The organism is Pseudomonas sp. MTM4 (assembly GCF_019355055.1).
GTDB lineage: Bacteria > Pseudomonadota > Gammaproteobacteria > Pseudomonadales > Pseudomonadaceae > Stutzerimonas.
Window position 1 is genome coordinate 1 of sequence record NZ_CP048411.1, and the last position, 17211, is coordinate 17211.

The following is a 17211-nucleotide window of genomic DNA, read 5'->3' on the forward strand; positions in this document are numbered from 1 at the left end:
ATGAGCCTTAATCCGAGAGACGTCGTCATTGTCGACTTCGGCCGTACCCCGATGGGTCGTTCCAAGGGCGGCATGCACCGCAACACCCGCGCCGAGACCATGTCCGCGCAACTGATCGAAGGCGTGCTCGCGCGCAATCCGAAAGTCGATCCGGCAGAAGTGGAAGATGTGATCTGGGGCTGCGTCAACCAGACCCTGGAACAGGGCTGGAACATCGCGCGCATGGCGTCGCTGATGACCCGCATTCCGCACACCAGTGCTGCGCAGACCGTCAGCCGCCTGTGCGGCTCGTCGATGAGCGCGCTACATACTGCCGCTCAGGCGATCATGACCGGCAATGGCGATGTGTTCGTCGTCGGTGGTGTCGAGCACATGGGCCACGTCAGCATGATGCACGGCGTCGATCCGAACCCGCAGCTGTCGCTGTATGCCGCTAAGGCGTCCGGCATGATGGGCCTGACCGCAGAAATGCTGGGCAAGATGCACGGCATCACTCGCGAGCAGCAGGATGCCTTCGGTGAGCGTTCGCACCGTCTGGCGCACAAGGCGACCGTCGAAGGCCTGTTCAAGGATGAAATCATCCCGATGCAGGGCCATGACGAGAACGGCTTCCTCAAGGTCTTCGACTACGACGAAACCATTCGCCCAGAAACCACCCTGGAAAGCCTGGCCACCCTCCGGCCTGCGTTCAATCCCAAGGGCGGCACCGTGACGGCGGGGACTTCCTCGCAGATCACCGATGGCGCGTCCTGCATGATCGTGATGTCCGCACAGCGCGCTCAGGATCTTGGCATCCAGCCGCTGGCCGTGATTCGCTCGATGGCGCTGGCTGGTGTCGATCCGGCGATCATGGGCTACGGTCCTGTACCGGCTACCCAGAAGGCGCTCAAGCGCGCCGGTCTGACCATGGACGACATCGATCACGTCGAACTCAACGAAGCCTTTGCCGCCCAGGCGCTGCCCGTGCTGAAGGATCTGAAACTGCTCGACAAGATGGAGCAGAAGGTCAACCTGCATGGTGGCGCCATCGCCTTGGGTCACCCGTTCGGCTGTTCCGGTGCGCGTATCTCCGGCACTCTGCTGAACGTCATGAAGCAGAACGGCGGCACGTTGGGGGTCTCCACCATGTGTATCGGTCTGGGCCAAGGTATCACCACGGTGTTCGAACGCGTCTAAGCTGTTCGGTGACACGGAAACCGGGGCCTCGTGCCCCGGTTTTCATTTGATGGATATGTGATTTTTTCAGAGGCAGTCCAGATGCAGGTCACACCAGGCCGTTATCGTCATTACAAAGGCCCGGAGTACCGGGTATATGCAGTTGCCAGGCATTCCGAAACCGAAGAACCAGTCGTCTTCTATCAGGCGCTCTACGGGGATTTCGGTCTTTGGGTGCGTCCGTTGTCGATGTTTACCGAGACGGTGGAGGTCGACGGCGAAACGCTCCCCCGTTTTGCATTGGTCGAAGTCGAGCCCAGCCGTTTTTGAGTGCCGTCAGGCCACTCTGGCTTAACCCTTATGCTTGACCTCGGCTCTATCGCCACTATATATAGCGGTGCTTTCAAACCGAGTGCTGGCGACTTCGCCGGGTTTCGGGCAGTACAAAACCCACCGGACAGCCAGGCCGTCAATGGATTCTGGCCGTGGGTACGAAAGATTTCCGGAGCAAATGACTGCTCTTTGCAGTCCCGTAAAAGGGCTGCTTCGCTTCTTTCAGGCAGGTCGAGCGTTCGTGACGCCCGTCTACTGTCGGTTCGATATTCTCAGTTCACCTCTCGATTCAGGAACTCTCGTCTCCATGGGTAAATCGCTGGTCATCGTGGAATCACCGGCCAAGGCCAAGACAATCAACAAGTATTTGGGCAACCAGTACGTGGTGAAGTCGAGTATCGGCCACATCCGCGACCTTCCTACCAGCGGTTCCGCGGCTCGCGAACCGGCCAAGCGTGGCAAGGCCGTCGCCGAGGCTCCTGCGCTGTCGCCGAAGGAAAAAGCCAAGCGTCAGCTGTTCACCCGTATGGGGATCGACCCTGAGCACGGCTGGAAAGCCAAGTACGAGATCCTACCGGGCAAGGAAAAGGTGATCGAAGAGTTGCGTCGCCTGGCCAAGGAAGCCGACACCATCTATCTCGCGACCGACTTGGATAGAGAGGGGGAGGCCATCGCCTGGCACCTGCGTGAATCCATCGGCGGTGACGACAGCCGCTTCAAGCGCGTGGTGTTCAACGAGATCACCAAGAAGGCGATCCAAGAAGCCTTCTCCAAACCGGGCGAGCTGGATATCAACCGCGTCAACGCGCAGCAGGCACGACGCTTCCTCGACCGCGTAGTGGGCTACATGGTTTCGCCGCTGCTGTGGGCCAAGATCGCCCGCGGTCTGTCGGCCGGACGCGTGCAGTCTGTTGCGGTGAAGCTAGTGGTCGAGCGCGAACGTGAGATCCGCGCCTTCGTTCCGGAAGAGTATTGGGAAGTTCACGCCGACCTGGCCACCGCCGACAAGGCCAAGGTTCGCTTCGAAGTGGCGCGCGAAAATGGCGAGGCGTTCAAACCGCTGAACGAAGCTCATGCCATGGCTGCGCTGGAGCAGTTGCGCGGGGCGAGCTACAACGTCACCAAGCGCGAAGACAAGCCGACCAGCAGCAAGCCGTCCGCGCCCTTCATCACATCGACCCTGCAGCAGGCGGCGAGCAATCGCCTCGGCTTCGGCGTGAAGAAAACCATGATGATGGCCCAGCGTTTGTACGAAGCCGGTTACATCACCTACATGCGTACCGACTCGACCAATCTCTCGGCCGATGCCGTCGGCATGGTGCGCGGCTTCATCCAGGACGAGTTCGGCGATAAGTACCTGCCGGAAAAGCCCAACGTTTATTCCAGCAAGGAAGGCGCCCAGGAAGCGCACGAAGCGATCCGCCCGTCCGATGTCAATCTGCGGCCGGCGCAGCTGTCCGGAATGGAACGTGATGCTGAGCGGCTCTACGATCTCATCTGGCGCCAGTTCGTCGCCTGCCAAATGCCGCCGGCGCAGTATCTGTCCACCAGCGTCGCGGTGACAGCCGGGAACTTCGAGCTGCGTGCCAAGGGCCGCATTCTCAAGTTCGACGGTTATACCAAGGTCATGCCACAGCAGAGCAAGAGCGGCGAAGACGATGTACTGCCGGAGATGAACAAGGGCGATGCCATGGCGCTGCTCCAGCTTGACCCGAGCCAGCATTTCACCAAGCCGCCGGCGCGCTTCTCGGAAGCAAGCCTGGTCAAAGAGATGGAAAAGCGTGGCATCGGTCGGCCGTCCACCTATGCGGCGATCATCTCGACCATTCAAGATCGCGGTTACGTGTCGCTGCACAACCGTCGCTTCTACTCCGAGAAGATGGGCGACATCGTCACCGAGCGCCTGTCTGAAAGCTTCAACAACCTGATGGATTACGGCTTCACCGCCGGCATGGAAGAGCACCTCGACGACGTCGCCCAGGGCGAGCGTGAATGGAAGCACGTGCTGGACGAATTCTACGGCGACTTCCGCAAGAAGCTGGATGTCGCCGAGGCCGGCGAAAATGGTATGCGTGCCAACCAGCCGACGCTGACCGACATTCCCTGCAAGGTCTGTGGCCGACCGATGATGATCCGCACGGCTTCCACGGGCGTGTTCCTCGGCTGCTCTGGTTACAGCCTACCGCCGAAAGAGCGCTGCAAGTCCACGGTCAACCTTATTCCAGGTGACGAGATTGCCGCCGACGACGAGGGCGAGTCCGAATCTCTCGTGCTGCTGGGCAAGCATCGTTGTCCGATCTGTAGCACCGCCATGGATGCCTACCTGCTGGACGAGACGCACAAGCTGCATATCTGTGGCAATAACCCCGATTGCACCGGCTATGAAATCGAAGAAGGCCAGTACCGCATCAAGGGTTACGAAGGTCCGAGCCTGGAATGCGATAAATGCGGCAGCGAAATGCAGCTCAAAACCGGTCGTTTCGGCAAGTTCTTCGGTTGTACCAACGCTGAGTGCAAGAACACGCGCAAACTACTCAGAAGTGGTGAGGCGGCGCCGCCGAAGATGGATGCGGTGAAGATGCCGGAACTCAAATGCGAAAAGGTGGACGATACTTATGTTCTGCGTGACGGCGCATCCGGGTTGTTCCTTGCGGCCAGTCAGTTTCCAAAGAACCGCGAAACCCGTGCACCGCTGGTGTTGGAGCTGATTCCACACAAGGATGAGATCGACCCGAAGTATCACTTCCTGATGAGTGCGCCGCAGAAGGATCCGGAAGGCCGCCCAGCCGTTATCCGCTTCAGCCGTAAAACCAAGGAGCAGTATGTGCAGACCGAGGTGAGCGGCAAACCGACTGGCTGGAAGGCGTTCTACGATGGCAGCAAGTGGAAGATAGAAGACAAAACCACCAAATAGGCTGAAGCTGGAAAGAGAGCTCGAGGCTGGGCAGAACGGAAGCCGCATAGCCTCGATGGAAGCAGGCGGTGTGCCTGCAACTTTCTTGACGCTGATCTACGAGAGCGACCCGCCATGGCTCATGAGCTGTATACCCGAACCAATCAGAAGATCTATTTCGCCGGGCTCGCTCTCGAGAATTGGCGTCGGGCCGAAGAGCATGGCGCGCTGAACGCTCCCGGCGTAATCCAGGCAGAGCGAGAGGCCAGTCTTTTTCACCTGTACGGCGCGCTGCTAGGGCTTTGCCATGAGATTGCCGGTTATTACCGTCTGCCTGGAGCGAGCGCGCCGCGTGTCGAATTGCTGTTGGTGCGCCCGACGACCGATCCCTCTCCCAGTCCGGAACTTGCAGAGCTGAGCGAGTTGGCCGCGTACTCCGAAACCTGGCTTGCGCAATTGTTGCAGGCCCATACCGCGCTATTCGAGCCGCCACGCGCACCTGCCAAACGCAAGACCGATCCAACCATGCCGTTGATCGAGGCGATCAGCGTGGACGAAGAAACCCCGGAATTGGCGCGTGCGGATGTGGAATCCTGGCGGAGCAATTTGAAGGATCTGGCCTTGCGCTTCCGCGAATCGCTCACCGAGTGGTGAATGGAAAGCCTTGTGCGGCTTTCCGGGGCTGCGTCATGTGTTGTGCTTGACCCGCAGGACCAGAGCGATGCCGCCCAGGATTGCAACACCGGCAATCAAGAGTTGGACGGTTAGCGTTTCCCCGAGCAGCAAGCTGCCCGCAAGCGCAGTGATAAGCGGCACACTCAGCTGCACGCTGGCGCCCTGAATAGCCGTAAGGCCAGGTAACGCGGCATACCAGATCGCGTAGCCGACACCCGATGTCAGCCCGCCGGATAACAAGGCGTATATGACTCCTGCGCGGTCCCATTCGAGCCCATCCAAAGCCAGTAGGCAAAGCACGGCCATGAACGGCAGGCTGCGAATGAAATTCCCAGCGGTGGCGGCCAGCGGATCGGGCGCGCCTTTTCCAAGCAGCGAATAGGCTGCCCAGGTGACACCTGAAATTACCATCAGCAACGAAGCCGATAGCGGCGGCATGCTCGTGCCGGGTAGAAGGATTGTGACCAGTCCCCCTGCAGCCAGTACCAGCCCGGTGATCTGCAGGCGGGATAGCCGCTCTCCTGTGATGAGACCCCAGACAATCATGCTCAGCTGCACGGCACCGAACAGCATCAATGCTCCAGCGCCAGCATCGAGGTGCAGATAGGCATACGAGAACGCTGCAGCATAGGCAAAGAGCGCGAGGGCGCCGTACCAGCCGCCAGCTGCAGCCGAAGGGCCGTTACGTAGCCGTAGCAGTAGCCACAGCACCAGCGCCCCGGCCAGCAGGCGCAGCGCGGTAAAGCTTGTAGGGTCGACCTGACTGTCACGTAATGCGGCACGGCAAAGCAGCGAATTGCCAGCAAAGGCGAGCATGGCCAATGCGGTCAACAGTAAGGTTCTTGTGCTCATCCTGAGTACCTTGAAGCGGCTAGGGCTGTCCTGACTGCTGTCCGGACTTCTATAAGGTCCCATCCTACTGTGTCGCTGATCGACGGCGCACCTGCTTTAAGCCCACCGCTCCATGATGAGCACGGCACGGTTCTCACGTGGAGAAGCCAAGGGCAGCCGACAAGTCGGTCGGCTGTTACAATGCGCCGTTTCACGGGGAGCAGACTCATGCCAACATCGTTTCTGGAAATCGTCGAGCTACCCGACGGTACCATCGTGCTGCGTCGTGCTGAGGATGAGGGTGTTCTGGTCACGCTGGATTTTTCCGACGATGCCAAGGTGTTCCTGCAAGGTCAGCATGTCGAAATCGCCAAGGCGATGTTCAATGTCGGCGTGCAAATGGCGGGACGAGTATCGGAAGGGGAGTTCGAGCGGGAGGAAGAGGGGCCGCGCGTACTACATTGAGACGGCTGCCTGGTTGCCTTTGCGGTTGGGTGGGTTTCGGCACTTCCTTATGCCGAGCAGCTGGGGTCAGTTTCCCAAGCGTATGTTCAAGCTGCGCGCGCTACCTTGGTCCGCTGCCGCGCGGAGTTTCAGCCGACCATGTTTGTCGAGGCGCGGCAGCCAGGTGATGACCGTATGGCTGCAGCCTGACATGAGCGCTTTGCATGCAAGCTCAAGAGCACCTTGCGTTTCTCGAGCTTGCAACAACAGAATGCGGTCGCGGTTGAGTCCGGTATCTCGCAGCCAGCTTTGTGAAAGCGATGCGGGTGGCGCAATCAGTGTTAGCCAGCGCGTATCGGCAGCTTCGCTAAGATCTCGAAGGATGGATGCGAGCAGCAGGTGACAGTGATCACTACTACCGCTCAGGGTCATTTCGCTCAGGCTGTCATCGGTTTCTTTTGACTTGCTGCGGACGACTTCCTGAATTGGCATCAAGCGATGTGCAATCAGGCCTTCGAACAAGGACAGCTGCGGTGGTTTGCCTGTGGTGGGCTGGGGGTGGTACTGCATCAACCTCTCCTTGGCAGGCTGTTGAAACTGCCTGCATTGCCAATACTTCGTTAAAAACAGCCTCAGGCGCTCATTCAAACAGTCAGCTCGTAAGCGAGGCCGGTCCGCATCTTCGGCTGTTTTTCCGTAGGTCGTCGCGCCTCGTCTTGCCTACCTTTTTTAACGGTCTGTTAGCGGCGTATCACACCGACACTCAACCCTTCGATAATAAGCTCTTGTTCCTTGAGATCGATTTCGATTGGGGCAAATTCAGGGTTTTCGGCCAGTAGCCAAACCTTGTGGCCCTCACGCTTGAAACGTTTCACAGTGACCTCATCATCGATGCGGGCCACAACGACCTGACCGTTGCGCGCTTCTCGTGTGGTATGGACGGCCAACAGGTCTCCGTCAAAAATGCCGATGTCTCGCATGCTCATACCGTGCACGCGCAATAGGTAATCGGCTTTCGGGTGAAAGAATGTCGAATTGATTTGGCAGGACTCTTCTATATGTTGCTGAGCCAGAATGGGCGCGCCAGCGGCGACTCGCCCAATGATCGGCAAGCCGCTTTCCTCGGCTGCGGGTTCGAAGCCGGGAATACGTATCCCGCGCGATGCGCCAGGCGTCATCTCGATAGCGCCTTTTTTGTTCAGCGCTTTCAGATGCTCTTCGGCCGCATTGGGCGATTTGAATCCCAGCTCTTGAGCGATCTCCGCCCGCGTAGGTGGGTAGCCGTTGTCTTCCAGGCAGCGCTTGATGAACGAAAGAATTTCCGACTGGCGAGGGGTCAGCTTGATCATGAGCGTCTCTGTGCTTTTATACAGTGCCTGGGATTATATACAGTGCCTGATGCTTGGCAATCGTTGTTTGGTGGGGAGCTGGAGGAGCGTGCCGCTAACTTTGGTTGAAAGCGAAAGCGTTCAGGCGCTTTGATGGTTGACTTGATGTGGGCTGAAACGTAAGTTTCAAACAAGTGTTTGTCGGAGGAGGGGGCATGGCGCAGTCTGAAACAGTGGAGCGTATTCTTGACGCAGCGGAACAGTTATTCGCTGAGAAAGGCTTCGCCGAGACTTCGCTTCGTCTTATCACCAGTAAGGCCGGGGTGAATCTGGCTGCGGTGAACTACCACTTCGGTTCGAAGAAGGCCCTGATCCAGGCGGTCTTCTCGCGTTTTCTCGGCCCGTTCTGTGTGAGTCTCGAGCGTGAGTTGGACAGGCGTGAAGCCCAGTCCGACAGAAAGGAAAGTCTCGAAGAGCTGCTGGAGATCCTCGTCGAGCAGGCGCTGGCGGTGACGCCGCGCAGTGGCGACGACCTGTCGATCTTCATGCGCCTGTTGGGCCTGTCCTTCAGCCAGAGCCAGGGCCACCTGCGGCGATACCTCGAAGATATGTATGGCAAGGTCTTCCGTCGCTACATGATGCGGGTGCATGAGGCTGCCCCTTCGATTCCGCCGATCGAACTGTTCTGGCGCGTACATTTCATGCTCGGCGCGGCGGCGTTCAGCATGTCGGGCATCAAGGCGCTGAGGGCGATAGCCGAGAACGACTTCGGTGCCAGAACGTCCATCGAGCAGGTCATGCGGATGATGGTTCCGTTTCTGGCGGCCGGTATGCGAGCTGATTCCGGCGTGGACGATCCCGACCTGGCGCAGGCTCACGCCATTGCCCGTCGCAATGCATTGGCAATGCCGGCCAAGAGTTGAGGTGCACGGTTTGGGAACGATCGGCTAAGCTTGCCGCCCATGTCTGATCTCGATTTACTCCATATCTCAATTGCCGACCAGCTGCTCTACGGATTTTCCGAAGGCAGGCTGCGCCTCAGGCTTCCCGTGTCGACCGCCCTTAATGGTGCGGGGGAACGCAACGGTTCCGGTTGTACGCCGCGTGGCCTTCACCGGGTGCGCGCGCGCATCGGCGAAGGATTGCCGGCCGACGCTGTTCTGCGTGGCCGCCGTTGGACTGGCGAGGTCTGGAGCCCGGAACTGCATGATTGCTACCCAGGACGCGATTGGATACTGACCCGCATTCTTTGGCTCAGCGGTTGCGAGCCCGGATACAACCGAATGGGCGCGGTCGATACCTTCCGTCGATACATCTATTTGCATGGCACGCCTGATTCAGAGCCCATGGGCGTACCGCTCTCTCACGGCTGCATCAGGCTGCGCAATGCCGACTTGCTCGATCTGTTCCCGCGGGTGCCGGCTGGTTGTGCCGTACAGATAGGCGAAGCGGCATGCCCCGATTGGTCGAGCGCAACGCTGAATTAAGGATCTGCTCAATATCATGCAAGGTTCATTGATGCTGGACATCGCCGGCACTTGGCTGACCGCCGAGGATCGCCAGTTGCTGCGTAAGCCGGAAGTAGGCGGGTTGATTCTGTTCGCGCGCAATATCGAAAACCCGCGTCAGGTGCAGGAACTCTGCCGTGCGATTCGGGCTGTACGGCCTGACATTTTGCTTGCGGTCGATCAGGAGGGCGGACGCGTCCAGCGGCTGCGGCGTGATTTCATTCGCCTACCGGCGATGCGCGAATTCGCGTTGCGTGCTGATGCCCAGCAATTGGCGGAAATCTGCGGTTGGGTGATGGCTACGGAAGTGCTGGCGGTTGGGCTGGATTTCAGCTTCGCGCCAGTGCTCGACCTCGATCATCAGCGCAGCGCAGTGGTTGGTCCACGCGCTTTCGAGGGCGATCCGCAACGCGCTACCGAGCTCGCGGGCGCGTTCATCAAGGGTATGCACAGCGCTGGAATGGCAGCCACAGGCAAGCATTTTCCGGGCCATGGGTGGGCCGAGGCTGATTCGCACGTGGCGATCCCGGTCGATGAGCGAGGGCTCGAGGCGCTTCGCCAGCGTGACCTGATCCCGTTCCGGCGGCTAGCTGGCGAACTGGATGCGGTAATGCCGGCCCATGTGATTTATCCACAAGTAGACGACAAACCGGCTGGTTTCTCTCAACGGTGGCTCCAGGACATCCTGCGCAAAGAGCTGGGTTTCCAGGGCGTGATCTTCAGCGATGATCTGTCGATGGCTGGTGCGCATGTCGCGGGTGATGCGGCGAGTCGCATCGAGGCAGCGCTTGCGGCGGGCTGCGACATGGGGCTGGTGTGTAACGACAGGGGTGCAGCTGAACTGGCACTGTCGGCGCTGCAGCGTCGCGGCGCGCAACCGTCACCGATGCTGGCGAAGATGCGCAGTCGTGTTTCAGGCTCGCTGGAATACAAGCAGGATCCGCGTTGGCGCGCATCGATTGCCGCGCTCAAAGCAGCCGAATTGATCGTTTGACCAAGGAAACAAAGATGACAGTCCACGCCATTATTGGCGGCACCGGGCTCACCGAGCTGCCGGGGCTCAGCCTGCATGAAGCTGTACCCATGGAAACGCCCTACGGCCCGCCATCAGCGGAAATTCTGCGCGGGAAATATGCTGGTCGAGAAATACTCTTTCTGGCGCGCCATGGTCATCCGCATCGCATCCCGCCGCATCAGGTGAACTATCGCGCCAACTTATGGGCGCTCAAGCGCGCCGGGGCGCAGGCGATCGTCGCGGTGAACGCCGTCGGCGGCATCCATTCGGCGATGGGGTCGGGCCACTTGTGTGTACCGCATCAGCTCATTGATTACACCTATGGGCGTGAGCACACCTTCTTCGAGGGCGACATCAAGCACGTCACTCACGTCGATTTCAGCTACCCCTACGACGAACCGCTGCGTCAACGTCTGATTGCCGGTCTGGCTGCCGAGGGCTACCTATTCAGCAGTCATGGCGTTTACGGCTGTACCCAGGGGCCGAGGCTGGAGACAGTGGCCGAAATTGCCAGAATGGAGCGCGATGGGTGCGATATCGTCGGCATGACCGGCATGCCCGAAGCGGTGCTCGCTCGCGAGCTTGAGCTGCCGTACGCCTGCCTGGCACTGGTGGTCAATCCGGCCGCCGGCAAAACCATCGGTGTGATCACAATGGCTGAAATCGAAGCGGCGCTGGCGGAAGGGATAGTCAAGACGCGGGCGGTGCTTGCACGAGCGCTTGGTTGATTGAATGCAGACGCAGCGGCGTTCCTGGGGGAGGCCGAAAGGTGAGCAGAGCGCGACGGGACCATGGCAGCGGCAGGAGTAGCAAAGACGTAGCAGGGACATGCTAATTTCGCCATACACCCATTGCAGCTGATCTGCCGCTTGCTACACTTGGCCGTCCTTTGGAGTACCGGAATGCTTTGCCACTCACTTATAAGAAGAATATCGAGAGCAGTGGTTTTGCTGGGTCTGCTGTCTGGCCTTGCGGGTTGTTCGACCTGGTTCAGCGGCGATTTCAAAGATCCTCGGGTTCAGCTTACCGATGTTGAGATCATCAAGGCGAGACTCCTTGAGCAGCAGTTCATGCTGCGTTTTCGCATCGACAATCCCAATGAGCAGAGCCTACCTGTACGTGGCCTGATCTATAGAGTTCATCTCAACGACATTGAGCTGGCGAGCGGCGAGTCCAGCGGCTGGACGACAGTTCCCGGTCATGGCTTCGACTACTACGAAGTGCCCATCCACACCAATCTCTGGCGGCATATGAAGTACATCGTGCGCTTGCTCGAGAAGCCGGATCGGCCGATCGCCTATCGTCTGGATGGTGAGCTGAAAACTGGTTTGATGCTCGGGCGACGCGTGCACATCTCCACCAATGGCGAGATAATCCCCGGCAACTTTATCCCGGAGTAGCGACACCTCATGAACCACGAAACCCACGTGCACGGTCCCGATTGCAATCACGACCACGATCACGACCATGCACCTCATGTTCACGGCCCGCACTGCAATCACAGCCATGATCCGGTACGCAATCCGCTGAAGGATGTCGGCCGCAACGACCCTTGCCCCTGCGGTAGCCAGAAAAAATTCAAGAAGTGCCACGGAGCCTGATCCGCTCATGACGCCCCTTGCCATTGTGCTGTTCGTTGCTGGCCTGTTGCTGATTGTGGCGCTGGCTGGATACGCTCTGCATCTGTGGCGCAGGGTCTGGCGCAGAGAGCAACAACTCGCGGCCCTGCAGGCGCAGCAGCAAGTGGCGCTTGCGGCTGATCTGCGCGTGCTCGCCGGCAGCCTGCTCGACGAGCAGGTGCCGCTGATCGAAGGCGCGATTCGGATCAAGGTTCTGCTGGACAATTACGATTCGAACCTTGGGCAGGATCCGCGCTGCCAAGTATTTCAGACGCTCTTCGAGGCAACCGAACAGGTACCCACGCACGCCGCCTGGAAAGCCTTGGACAAAACCGAACGCCGCCGTCACGAAGCCAACTTCAGTGCGCTCGAACTGCAACACAAGGCAGCGGCTCGCCGGTCCGCTCGCTGGTTGCTCGACGACGTCTTGCCGAAAGCTCGGGAAGCCGCCTGAGCGCGACGGCATACGCATCGCATCCTCTATCCTGTCTATTCCTCATGCCCTGCCTGCAAGGAGCCATCATGTCTCTGCGTCTGCCGTTCGTTCTGTTTCGCCTGACTCTGGGCGCTGCATTGATCACTGGCGGCCTCAGCGGTTGTCAGGCCTACCTGGACAGTCGCTACAGCGACAGTCTTCCGCCCTCACATGGCGTCCAGGCAATTACCGGTCTGGACAAGAGCGTAAGTATTCGACGCAACACGCTGGGAATGCCGTTGATCGAGACGGCGACGTTCCACGATGCGTTGTTCGGCCTGGGTTATGTCCATGCCACTGATCGCTTGAGCCAGATGGTCAGCTTGCGTCTCATTGCTGAAGGGCGGCTTGCAGAGATGGCTGGGCCTGGTGTGCTGGATATCGATCGCTTCATGCGCGCTGTCGATCTTCGAAAAAGCGCTGCCGTGCTCTATCGCGATGCGTCGCCGCGCATGAAGCGCTTCTTCGAAGTCTATGCGCGAGGCGTCAATGCATACCTGTTCCGCCATCGCGACAGGCTGCCGATGGATCTGGCTGCCGCCGACTACACCCCTGAATATTGGAAAGCTGAGGACTCGGTGCTGGTGTTCTGCCTGCTGAATTTCGGCCTGGCGGTGAATCTGCAGGAAGAAATCGCGTCGCTGGTCATGGCGCAGAAAGTCGGCAGCGACAAGCTCGCTTGGCTGATGCCCGTCTATCCTGACGAGGCGCTGCCATTCGAAGAGGCCCAGAAGCTTAAGGGACTCAAGTTGAGTGGAGACATACCGGGACTTGCTGCGCTCGATAACGCTGCTTCCCAGGTTGCCTCACTGAACATGCTGGGTGTCGCCGCTTCGAACAACTGGGCCGTATCCGGCAGCAACACCCGCAGCGGCAAACCGCTGATGGCCAATGACACGCACCTGCCGTTGTCGTTGCCCTCTTACTGGAATTTCGTGCAGATCCGTTCGCCTAGATTCCAGGCTGCGGGGGTGACGATCGCAGGCGTGCCCGCCGTGGTCGCGGGCTTCAACGGCAAGCTCGGTTGGGGCATGACGATGGTCATGGGAGATAACCAGGATCTGTTTCTGGAGCAGGTACGCCGTGAGGGTGGCCGCTTGCTTTATCTCGCCGATGGTAAATGGGTGCCTGCCCGAGAGCGCCACGAGACTTTTTTCGTCAAAGGTGGACGGCCGCAGCGCGAGACAGTTTACGAGACCCGTAATGGCCCATTGCTGAACAGCGTACTGGGCGAGCGCAAGCATCCGTTGCAACCTTTGCAGCTGAGTAGCGGTTACGGGCTTGCGCTGAAAACCACGCAGTTCGAAGGCGATCGGTCGCTGGATGCGTTTTTCGACCTGACTCGCGCGCAATCGGTGGATCAAGCGTTCGAGGCGGCTCGTGAAATCCGTGCCGCGGCACTCAATATCGTTTTTGCCGATGAGCAGAGCACCGGCTGGCAGGTGACCGGGCGCTATCCCAATCGTCGCGAAGGCCTGGGTCTTATGCCGTCACCAGGTTGGGAGGGCCGCTACGACTGGGATGGCTTCGCCGATCCCATGCTGCACCCCTATGATCAGGACCCGCCACGAGGCTGGCTGGCGACTGCCAATCAGCGCACCGTCGCCAAAGGCTACGGCATGCAGTTATCAAACTCCTGGTTTTACCCGGAACGTGGCGAGCGCATTGCCGAGCTGCTTGCTCAGGGCAAACAGGACAGCCGCAGTGCAATCGCCATGCAATACGACCAGACCACGACCTTTGCTGCCAAGCTGCAAACGATGCTGCAGGCGCCAGGAATGGTCGAGTCGCTGAAAACCGCCATCGATACGCTCGCCGCACCTGAGCGAGACAGGGCGCGCGAGGCGCTTACGAGCCTTCTGAGGTTCGATGGTAAGCTCGCCGCAAACTCCGCCGACGCCGCTCTGTATGCCGCCTTCCTGACGGAGTCGGCGCGACAGACCTTCCTCGACGAACTCGGGCCGGACACCAGTGCTGCATGGAAGGGACTGGTGGATATCGCCAACACATCCTACTCGGCGCAGGCGGACCACTTGCTCGGTCGCGACGACAGCCCGTTCTGGGATGACCTGAGCACGCCGCTAAAAGAGGACAAACCCGCCATTCTGGCGCGCTCCCTGGCAGCGGCAACCAAACGCATGGAAGCCGCCCAGGGGCTGGATCGCGGTGCCTGGCGCTGGGGTGGCTTGCACAGCTACACCTGGCAAACCGGGACCACACAGCTGGCGCCCTACATGTCGGCCAGTCAGCGTGCTGGGATCAACGCCATCGCCAACTATCTCGACCGCGGCCCGTTCGCGGCGGGAGGCGATCACAGCACCCTGAACGTTTCGGCTTATCGCTGGGGCGACAACTTCGATACCTGGTTGATCCCGGCCATGCGCATCATCGTCGATTTCGGACGCGATGAACCGATGATGGGACTTAACAGCTCCGGTCAGTCAGGTAATCCGGCCAGCCCGCACTATGCCGACGGTATCGATGCGTGGTTGAAAGGCGGATACATGAGCTTTCCGTTCAAGGCCGAGAATCTGGACAACGTCTACGGTACTCAACGGCTATTGCTCACCCCGGCGCGCCAGTAGCGCCGGGTCAACCTAGTGCGGTACCCGGGTCACTTCCAGCACGGTGATGGACGCCGGATCAGGGTAGTGCCAGCGCACATCGATGTCCCACAGGCGCGTGCCGTAACGGCGTGCCGGTGAAGGCGTCTGATAGGCCGGTCTCGGGTCCTGAGCCAGACACTGTTCGATCAACTCCTGCAGCGGCTCGCCCAACCGCAGGGCTTCGCTACGGGCCTGTTGCAGACTCGCCTCGGTCCAGTGCACGGTTATCGGCTCCGGCGCATCGGTCGCCAAGCCGTTGTACGCATTGGTGATTGCATCGGCATACGGCACGTAAGGTTTGATATCCAGCACCGGCGTGCCGTCCAGCAGATCGATTCCCGACAGCTGCAGACGGCCAGGTGCGATCCCTTCCAGCCTGACCACCGATTGTCCAATCCCATTCGGGCGGTGCGTGGAACGGGTCGCAAAGACGCCCACCATACGGTTGCCACCTAGTCGCGGCGGACGTACCCGCAGGCGTGGCTCGGCTTCCAGCGTCTGATGGAAGAGAAATAGCAGCCAGACGTGACTGACCTGTTCGAGGCCTTCGATCGCATGGGCCTGGTCGAACGGCGGCAGCAACTCAAGAACGCCACGTGCCGCGGGCGCCAGTTGCGGCTGCCGAGGAATGGCGAACTTCTCCTTGAAGCAGGAGCGGATGAAACCAATGGGCGATACGGAATAGGACATGCGCGTGCTGTATGCGGTGAAGAAAGCGGCCATCTTACCTGCTGGCGCAGGGTGGTATGTTCAATGGCTGCGCAGCAGGCACCTCCGAAGGGAGGCTTGCCAAATAATCTTTCCATCCGCCCACAAAAAAGCCCCGGTATGAACCGAGGCTTTGAAGTTTGGCTCCGCGACCTGGACTCGAACCAGGGACCCAATGATTAACAGTCATTTGCTCTACCGACTGAGCTATCGCGGAACAGCGGTGCGTATCCTACTGTTTACAAAAGGGAAGTCAAGTCCTTGCCGATCAGATCACCTGCACGATGGCGTCGGTGACGTGGTCCAGGTTGTTGTGGTTAAGCGCGGCCGCGCAGATGCGTCCGGTGCCGATGGCGTAGACGCCAAACTCGACGCGCAGGCGCTCGACCTGAGCGGCGGTCAGCCCGGAATAGGAGAACATGCCGCGCTGCTTGGCGACGAAGCTGAAGTCCTGTTTGGCGCCTTTCTCGGCCAGCAGGCGGACCATGGTCAGGCGCATTTCGCGAATGCGGGTGCGCATCTCGCCCAGCTCGGCTTCCCACATGGCGCGCAGTTCCGCGTTGTTAAGCACGGCGGAAACCACGGTGGCGCCGTGAGTCGGCGGGTTGGAGTAGTTGGTGCGGATCACGCGCTTGATCTGCGACAGCACGCGGGTCGACTCTTCGCGGCTCTGGGTGACCATCGACAGCGCGCCGACGCGCTCGCCATACAGCGAGAAGGATTTGGAGAACGAGCTAGAGACGAAGAAGGTCATGCCGGATTCGGCGAATAGGCGCACCGCAGCGGCGTCTTCCTCGATGCCGTCACCGAAGCCCTGGTAGGCGATGTCGATGAAGGGTACGTGATCTTTGGCACGCAGGACTTCCAGTACCTGCTTCCAGTCTTCGGGCAGCAGGTCGACGCCGGTGGGGTTGTGGCAGCAGGCGTGCAGCACGACGATGGAGCGGGGCGGAAGATTCTTCAGGTCTTCGAGCATGGCTGCGCGGTCGACGCCATGAGTGGCGGCATCGTAATAGGCGTAGTTTTGTACGGCGAAACCGGCGGATTCGAACAGGGCGCGATGATTTTCCCAGCTGGGGTTGCTGATGGCGACCACGGCATCCGGCAGGATGCGCTTGAGGAAGTCGGCACCGATCTTCAGCGCGCCGGTGCCGCCTAGGGCTTGGCTGGTCACTACGCGGCCGTCGGCCACCAGCGCCGAATCCGCGCCGAATAGCAGTCCCTGAACCGCCATGTCATAGCTGGCGATCCCTTCGATGGGTAGGTAACCGCGCGGTGCGTTCAGCTCCAGGCGTGCCATTTCTGCAGCGGCAACTGCGCGCAACAGAGGAATGCGGCCTTCTTCGTTGTAATAAACGCCAACTCCCAAGTTGACCTTGTTCAGCCGCGTGTCGGCGTTGAAGGCTTCATTGAGGCCGAGAATCGGATCGCGCGGCGCCATTTCGACAGCAGAGAACAAACTCATGGTGGGGAGGCTCGAAGAGAAGAAGGTGAGTGATACAGCACCCTCGCTTCGCGCTGAGGGCGGTGCGCAAACGGGGCAGGAGTATAGCCGCACCGGTCCTCGGTCGCGAGATGCCGGGGCGGTTTTTCTGACAGAATTGGCGCCCTTCGACAGCGC

General features: G+C 59.8%; 18 protein-coding genes and 1 tRNA gene. 13 read left to right on the top strand and 6 right to left on the bottom strand.

Annotated features, from left to right (window positions below):
* The 4 genes from fadA to GYM54_RS00020 all read left to right on the top strand — a co-directional run bounded on the left by fadA (position 1) and on the right by GYM54_RS00020 (position 5035).
* Positions 1-1176, top strand: a complete 1176-nt coding sequence (fadA, locus tag GYM54_RS00005) for an acetyl-CoA C-acyltransferase FadA (protein WP_131648338.1) — start codon at positions 1-3, stop codon at positions 1174-1176.
* An 81-nt stretch (positions 1177-1257) separates the two neighbouring features.
* The gene (locus tag GYM54_RS00010) at positions 1258-1485 is read left to right on the top strand and encodes a DUF1653 domain-containing protein (RefSeq protein ID WP_181102505.1); all 228 of its coding nucleotides are present in this window, start codon (positions 1258-1260) and stop codon (positions 1483-1485) included.
* Positions 1486-1795: 310 nt separating this feature from the next.
* On the top strand, positions 1796-4402 hold the full coding sequence (gene topA / locus GYM54_RS00015) for a type I DNA topoisomerase (RefSeq protein ID WP_181102503.1): 2607 nt from the start codon (positions 1796-1798) through the stop codon (positions 4400-4402).
* A 114-nt stretch (positions 4403-4516) separates the two neighbouring features.
* Positions 4517-5035, top strand: coding sequence for a DUF6586 family protein (locus GYM54_RS00020; protein ID WP_181102501.1), 519 nt, complete (start codon positions 4517-4519; stop codon positions 5033-5035).
* A 33-nt stretch (positions 5036-5068) separates the two neighbouring features.
* Here GYM54_RS00020 and GYM54_RS00025 read toward each other — a convergent pair whose 3' ends face one another.
* Complete coding sequence (locus GYM54_RS00025) at positions 5069-5908, bottom strand: DMT family transporter (RefSeq protein WP_197444544.1); 840 nt, start codon at positions 5906-5908, stop codon at positions 5069-5071.
* 207 nt (positions 5909-6115) lie between these two features.
* Between GYM54_RS00025 and GYM54_RS00030 the strand changes: the two genes are divergently transcribed.
* Positions 6116-6352 carry a hypothetical protein gene (locus GYM54_RS00030; RefSeq protein WP_131648343.1) on the top strand — a complete coding sequence of 79 codons (237 nt, stop codon included), beginning with the start codon at positions 6116-6118 and terminating at the stop codon, positions 6350-6352.
* A 66-nt stretch (positions 6353-6418) separates the two neighbouring features.
* Here GYM54_RS00030 and sulA read toward each other — a convergent pair whose 3' ends face one another.
* Together sulA and lexA are read right to left on the bottom strand one after the other, a co-directional pair.
* Complete coding sequence (sulA, locus tag GYM54_RS00035) at positions 6419-6901, bottom strand: SOS-induced cell division inhibitor SulA (RefSeq protein ID WP_181102497.1); 483 nt, start codon at positions 6899-6901, stop codon at positions 6419-6421.
* A 170-nt stretch (positions 6902-7071) separates the two neighbouring features.
* On the bottom strand, positions 7072-7680 hold the full coding sequence (gene lexA, locus GYM54_RS00040) for a transcriptional repressor LexA (protein ID WP_181102494.1): 609 nt from the start codon (positions 7678-7680) through the stop codon (positions 7072-7074).
* 194 nt (positions 7681-7874) lie between these two features.
* Between lexA and GYM54_RS00045 the strand changes: the two genes are divergently transcribed.
* The 8 genes from GYM54_RS00045 to GYM54_RS00080 all read left to right on the top strand — a co-directional run bounded on the left by GYM54_RS00045 (position 7875) and on the right by GYM54_RS00080 (position 14861).
* Positions 7875-8582: a TetR/AcrR family transcriptional regulator gene (locus GYM54_RS00045; RefSeq protein WP_131648345.1), complete on the top strand. Its 708-nt coding sequence runs from the start codon at positions 7875-7877 to the stop codon at positions 8580-8582.
* A 39-nt stretch (positions 8583-8621) separates the two neighbouring features.
* Positions 8622-9146, top strand: coding sequence for a L,D-transpeptidase (locus GYM54_RS00050; protein ID WP_131648346.1), 525 nt, complete (start codon positions 8622-8624; stop codon positions 9144-9146).
* A gap of 16 nt (positions 9147-9162) precedes the next feature.
* A complete protein-coding gene (gene nagZ / locus GYM54_RS00055; protein ID WP_181102491.1) occupies positions 9163-10161 on the top strand; it encodes a beta-N-acetylhexosaminidase in 999 nt (332 codons plus the stop codon).
* A 14-nt stretch (positions 10162-10175) separates the two neighbouring features.
* The gene (locus tag GYM54_RS00060) at positions 10176-10910 is read left to right on the top strand and encodes an S-methyl-5'-thioinosine phosphorylase (RefSeq protein WP_181102876.1); all 735 of its coding nucleotides are present in this window, start codon (positions 10176-10178) and stop codon (positions 10908-10910) included.
* A gap of 174 nt (positions 10911-11084) precedes the next feature.
* On the top strand, positions 11085-11582 hold the full coding sequence (locus GYM54_RS00065) for an LEA type 2 family protein (RefSeq protein ID WP_131648348.1): 498 nt from the start codon (positions 11085-11087) through the stop codon (positions 11580-11582).
* A 9-nt stretch (positions 11583-11591) separates the two neighbouring features.
* Positions 11592-11783, top strand: coding sequence for an SEC-C metal-binding domain-containing protein (locus tag GYM54_RS00070; RefSeq protein WP_131648349.1), 192 nt, complete (start codon positions 11592-11594; stop codon positions 11781-11783).
* Positions 11784-11790: 7 nt separating this feature from the next.
* Positions 11791-12255 carry a DUF2489 domain-containing protein gene (locus GYM54_RS00075; RefSeq protein ID WP_181102488.1) on the top strand — a complete coding sequence of 155 codons (465 nt, stop codon included), beginning with the start codon at positions 11791-11793 and terminating at the stop codon, positions 12253-12255.
* A 68-nt stretch (positions 12256-12323) separates the two neighbouring features.
* The gene (locus GYM54_RS00080; RefSeq protein WP_181102485.1) at positions 12324-14861 is read left to right on the top strand and encodes a penicillin acylase family protein; all 2538 of its coding nucleotides are present in this window, start codon (positions 12324-12326) and stop codon (positions 14859-14861) included.
* Positions 14862-14873: 12 nt separating this feature from the next.
* Here GYM54_RS00080 and tsaA read toward each other — a convergent pair whose 3' ends face one another.
* From tsaA to GYM54_RS00095, 3 genes are all read right to left on the bottom strand, one after another.
* Positions 14874-15572, bottom strand: a complete 699-nt coding sequence (gene tsaA, locus GYM54_RS00085; RefSeq protein WP_181102874.1) for a tRNA (N6-threonylcarbamoyladenosine(37)-N6)-methyltransferase TrmO — start codon at positions 15570-15572, stop codon at positions 14874-14876.
* Between the two features lie 159 nt (positions 15573-15731).
* Positions 15732-15807 (bottom strand) — tRNA-Asn (locus tag GYM54_RS00090).
* A 51-nt stretch (positions 15808-15858) separates the two neighbouring features.
* The gene (locus tag GYM54_RS00095; RefSeq protein WP_181102482.1) at positions 15859-17055 is read right to left on the bottom strand and encodes an amino acid aminotransferase; all 1197 of its coding nucleotides are present in this window, start codon (positions 17053-17055) and stop codon (positions 15859-15861) included.
* Positions 17056-17211 lie beyond the last annotated feature (156 nt).

What these genes read in the sequence shown, in the direction of transcription:
- GYM54_RS00025 (WP_197444544.1), bottom strand. Translation starts at nt 5,908, where the DNA reads ATGAGCACAAGAACCTTACTGTTGACCGCATTGGCCATGCTCGCCTTT.
- GYM54_RS00010 (WP_181102505.1), top strand. Translation starts at nt 1,258, where the DNA reads ATGCAGGTCACACCAGGCCGTTATCGTCATTACAAAGGCCCGGAGTAC.
- topA (WP_181102503.1), top strand. Translation starts at nt 1,796, where the DNA reads ATGGGTAAATCGCTGGTCATCGTGGAATCACCGGCCAAGGCCAAGACA.
- lexA (WP_181102494.1), bottom strand. Translation starts at nt 7,680, where the DNA reads ATGATCAAGCTGACCCCTCGCCAGTCGGAAATTCTTTCGTTCATCAAG.
- GYM54_RS00080 (WP_181102485.1), top strand. Translation starts at nt 12,324, where the DNA reads ATGTCTCTGCGTCTGCCGTTCGTTCTGTTTCGCCTGACTCTGGGCGCT.
- GYM54_RS00060 (WP_181102876.1), top strand. Translation starts at nt 10,176, where the DNA reads ATGACAGTCCACGCCATTATTGGCGGCACCGGGCTCACCGAGCTGCCG.
- GYM54_RS00075 (WP_181102488.1), top strand. Translation starts at nt 11,791, where the DNA reads ATGACGCCCCTTGCCATTGTGCTGTTCGTTGCTGGCCTGTTGCTGATT.
- sulA (WP_181102497.1), bottom strand. Translation starts at nt 6,901, where the DNA reads ATGCAGTACCACCCCCAGCCCACCACAGGCAAACCACCGCAGCTGTCC.
- GYM54_RS00065 (WP_131648348.1), top strand. Translation starts at nt 11,085, where the DNA reads ATGCTTTGCCACTCACTTATAAGAAGAATATCGAGAGCAGTGGTTTTG.
- GYM54_RS00030 (WP_131648343.1), top strand. Translation starts at nt 6,116, where the DNA reads ATGCCAACATCGTTTCTGGAAATCGTCGAGCTACCCGACGGTACCATC.
- GYM54_RS00095 (WP_181102482.1), bottom strand. Translation starts at nt 17,055, where the DNA reads ATGAGTTTGTTCTCTGCTGTCGAAATGGCGCCGCGCGATCCGATTCTC.
- GYM54_RS00045 (WP_131648345.1), top strand. Translation starts at nt 7,875, where the DNA reads ATGGCGCAGTCTGAAACAGTGGAGCGTATTCTTGACGCAGCGGAACAG.
- tsaA (WP_181102874.1), bottom strand. Translation starts at nt 15,572, where the DNA reads ATGTCCTATTCCGTATCGCCCATTGGTTTCATCCGCTCCTGCTTCAAG.
- GYM54_RS00050 (WP_131648346.1), top strand. Translation starts at nt 8,622, where the DNA reads ATGTCTGATCTCGATTTACTCCATATCTCAATTGCCGACCAGCTGCTC.
- GYM54_RS00070 (WP_131648349.1), top strand. Translation starts at nt 11,592, where the DNA reads ATGAACCACGAAACCCACGTGCACGGTCCCGATTGCAATCACGACCAC.
- nagZ (WP_181102491.1), top strand. Translation starts at nt 9,163, where the DNA reads ATGCAAGGTTCATTGATGCTGGACATCGCCGGCACTTGGCTGACCGCC.
- GYM54_RS00020 (WP_181102501.1), top strand. Translation starts at nt 4,517, where the DNA reads ATGGCTCATGAGCTGTATACCCGAACCAATCAGAAGATCTATTTCGCC.
- fadA (WP_131648338.1), top strand. Translation starts at nt 1, where the DNA reads ATGAGCCTTAATCCGAGAGACGTCGTCATTGTCGACTTCGGCCGTACC.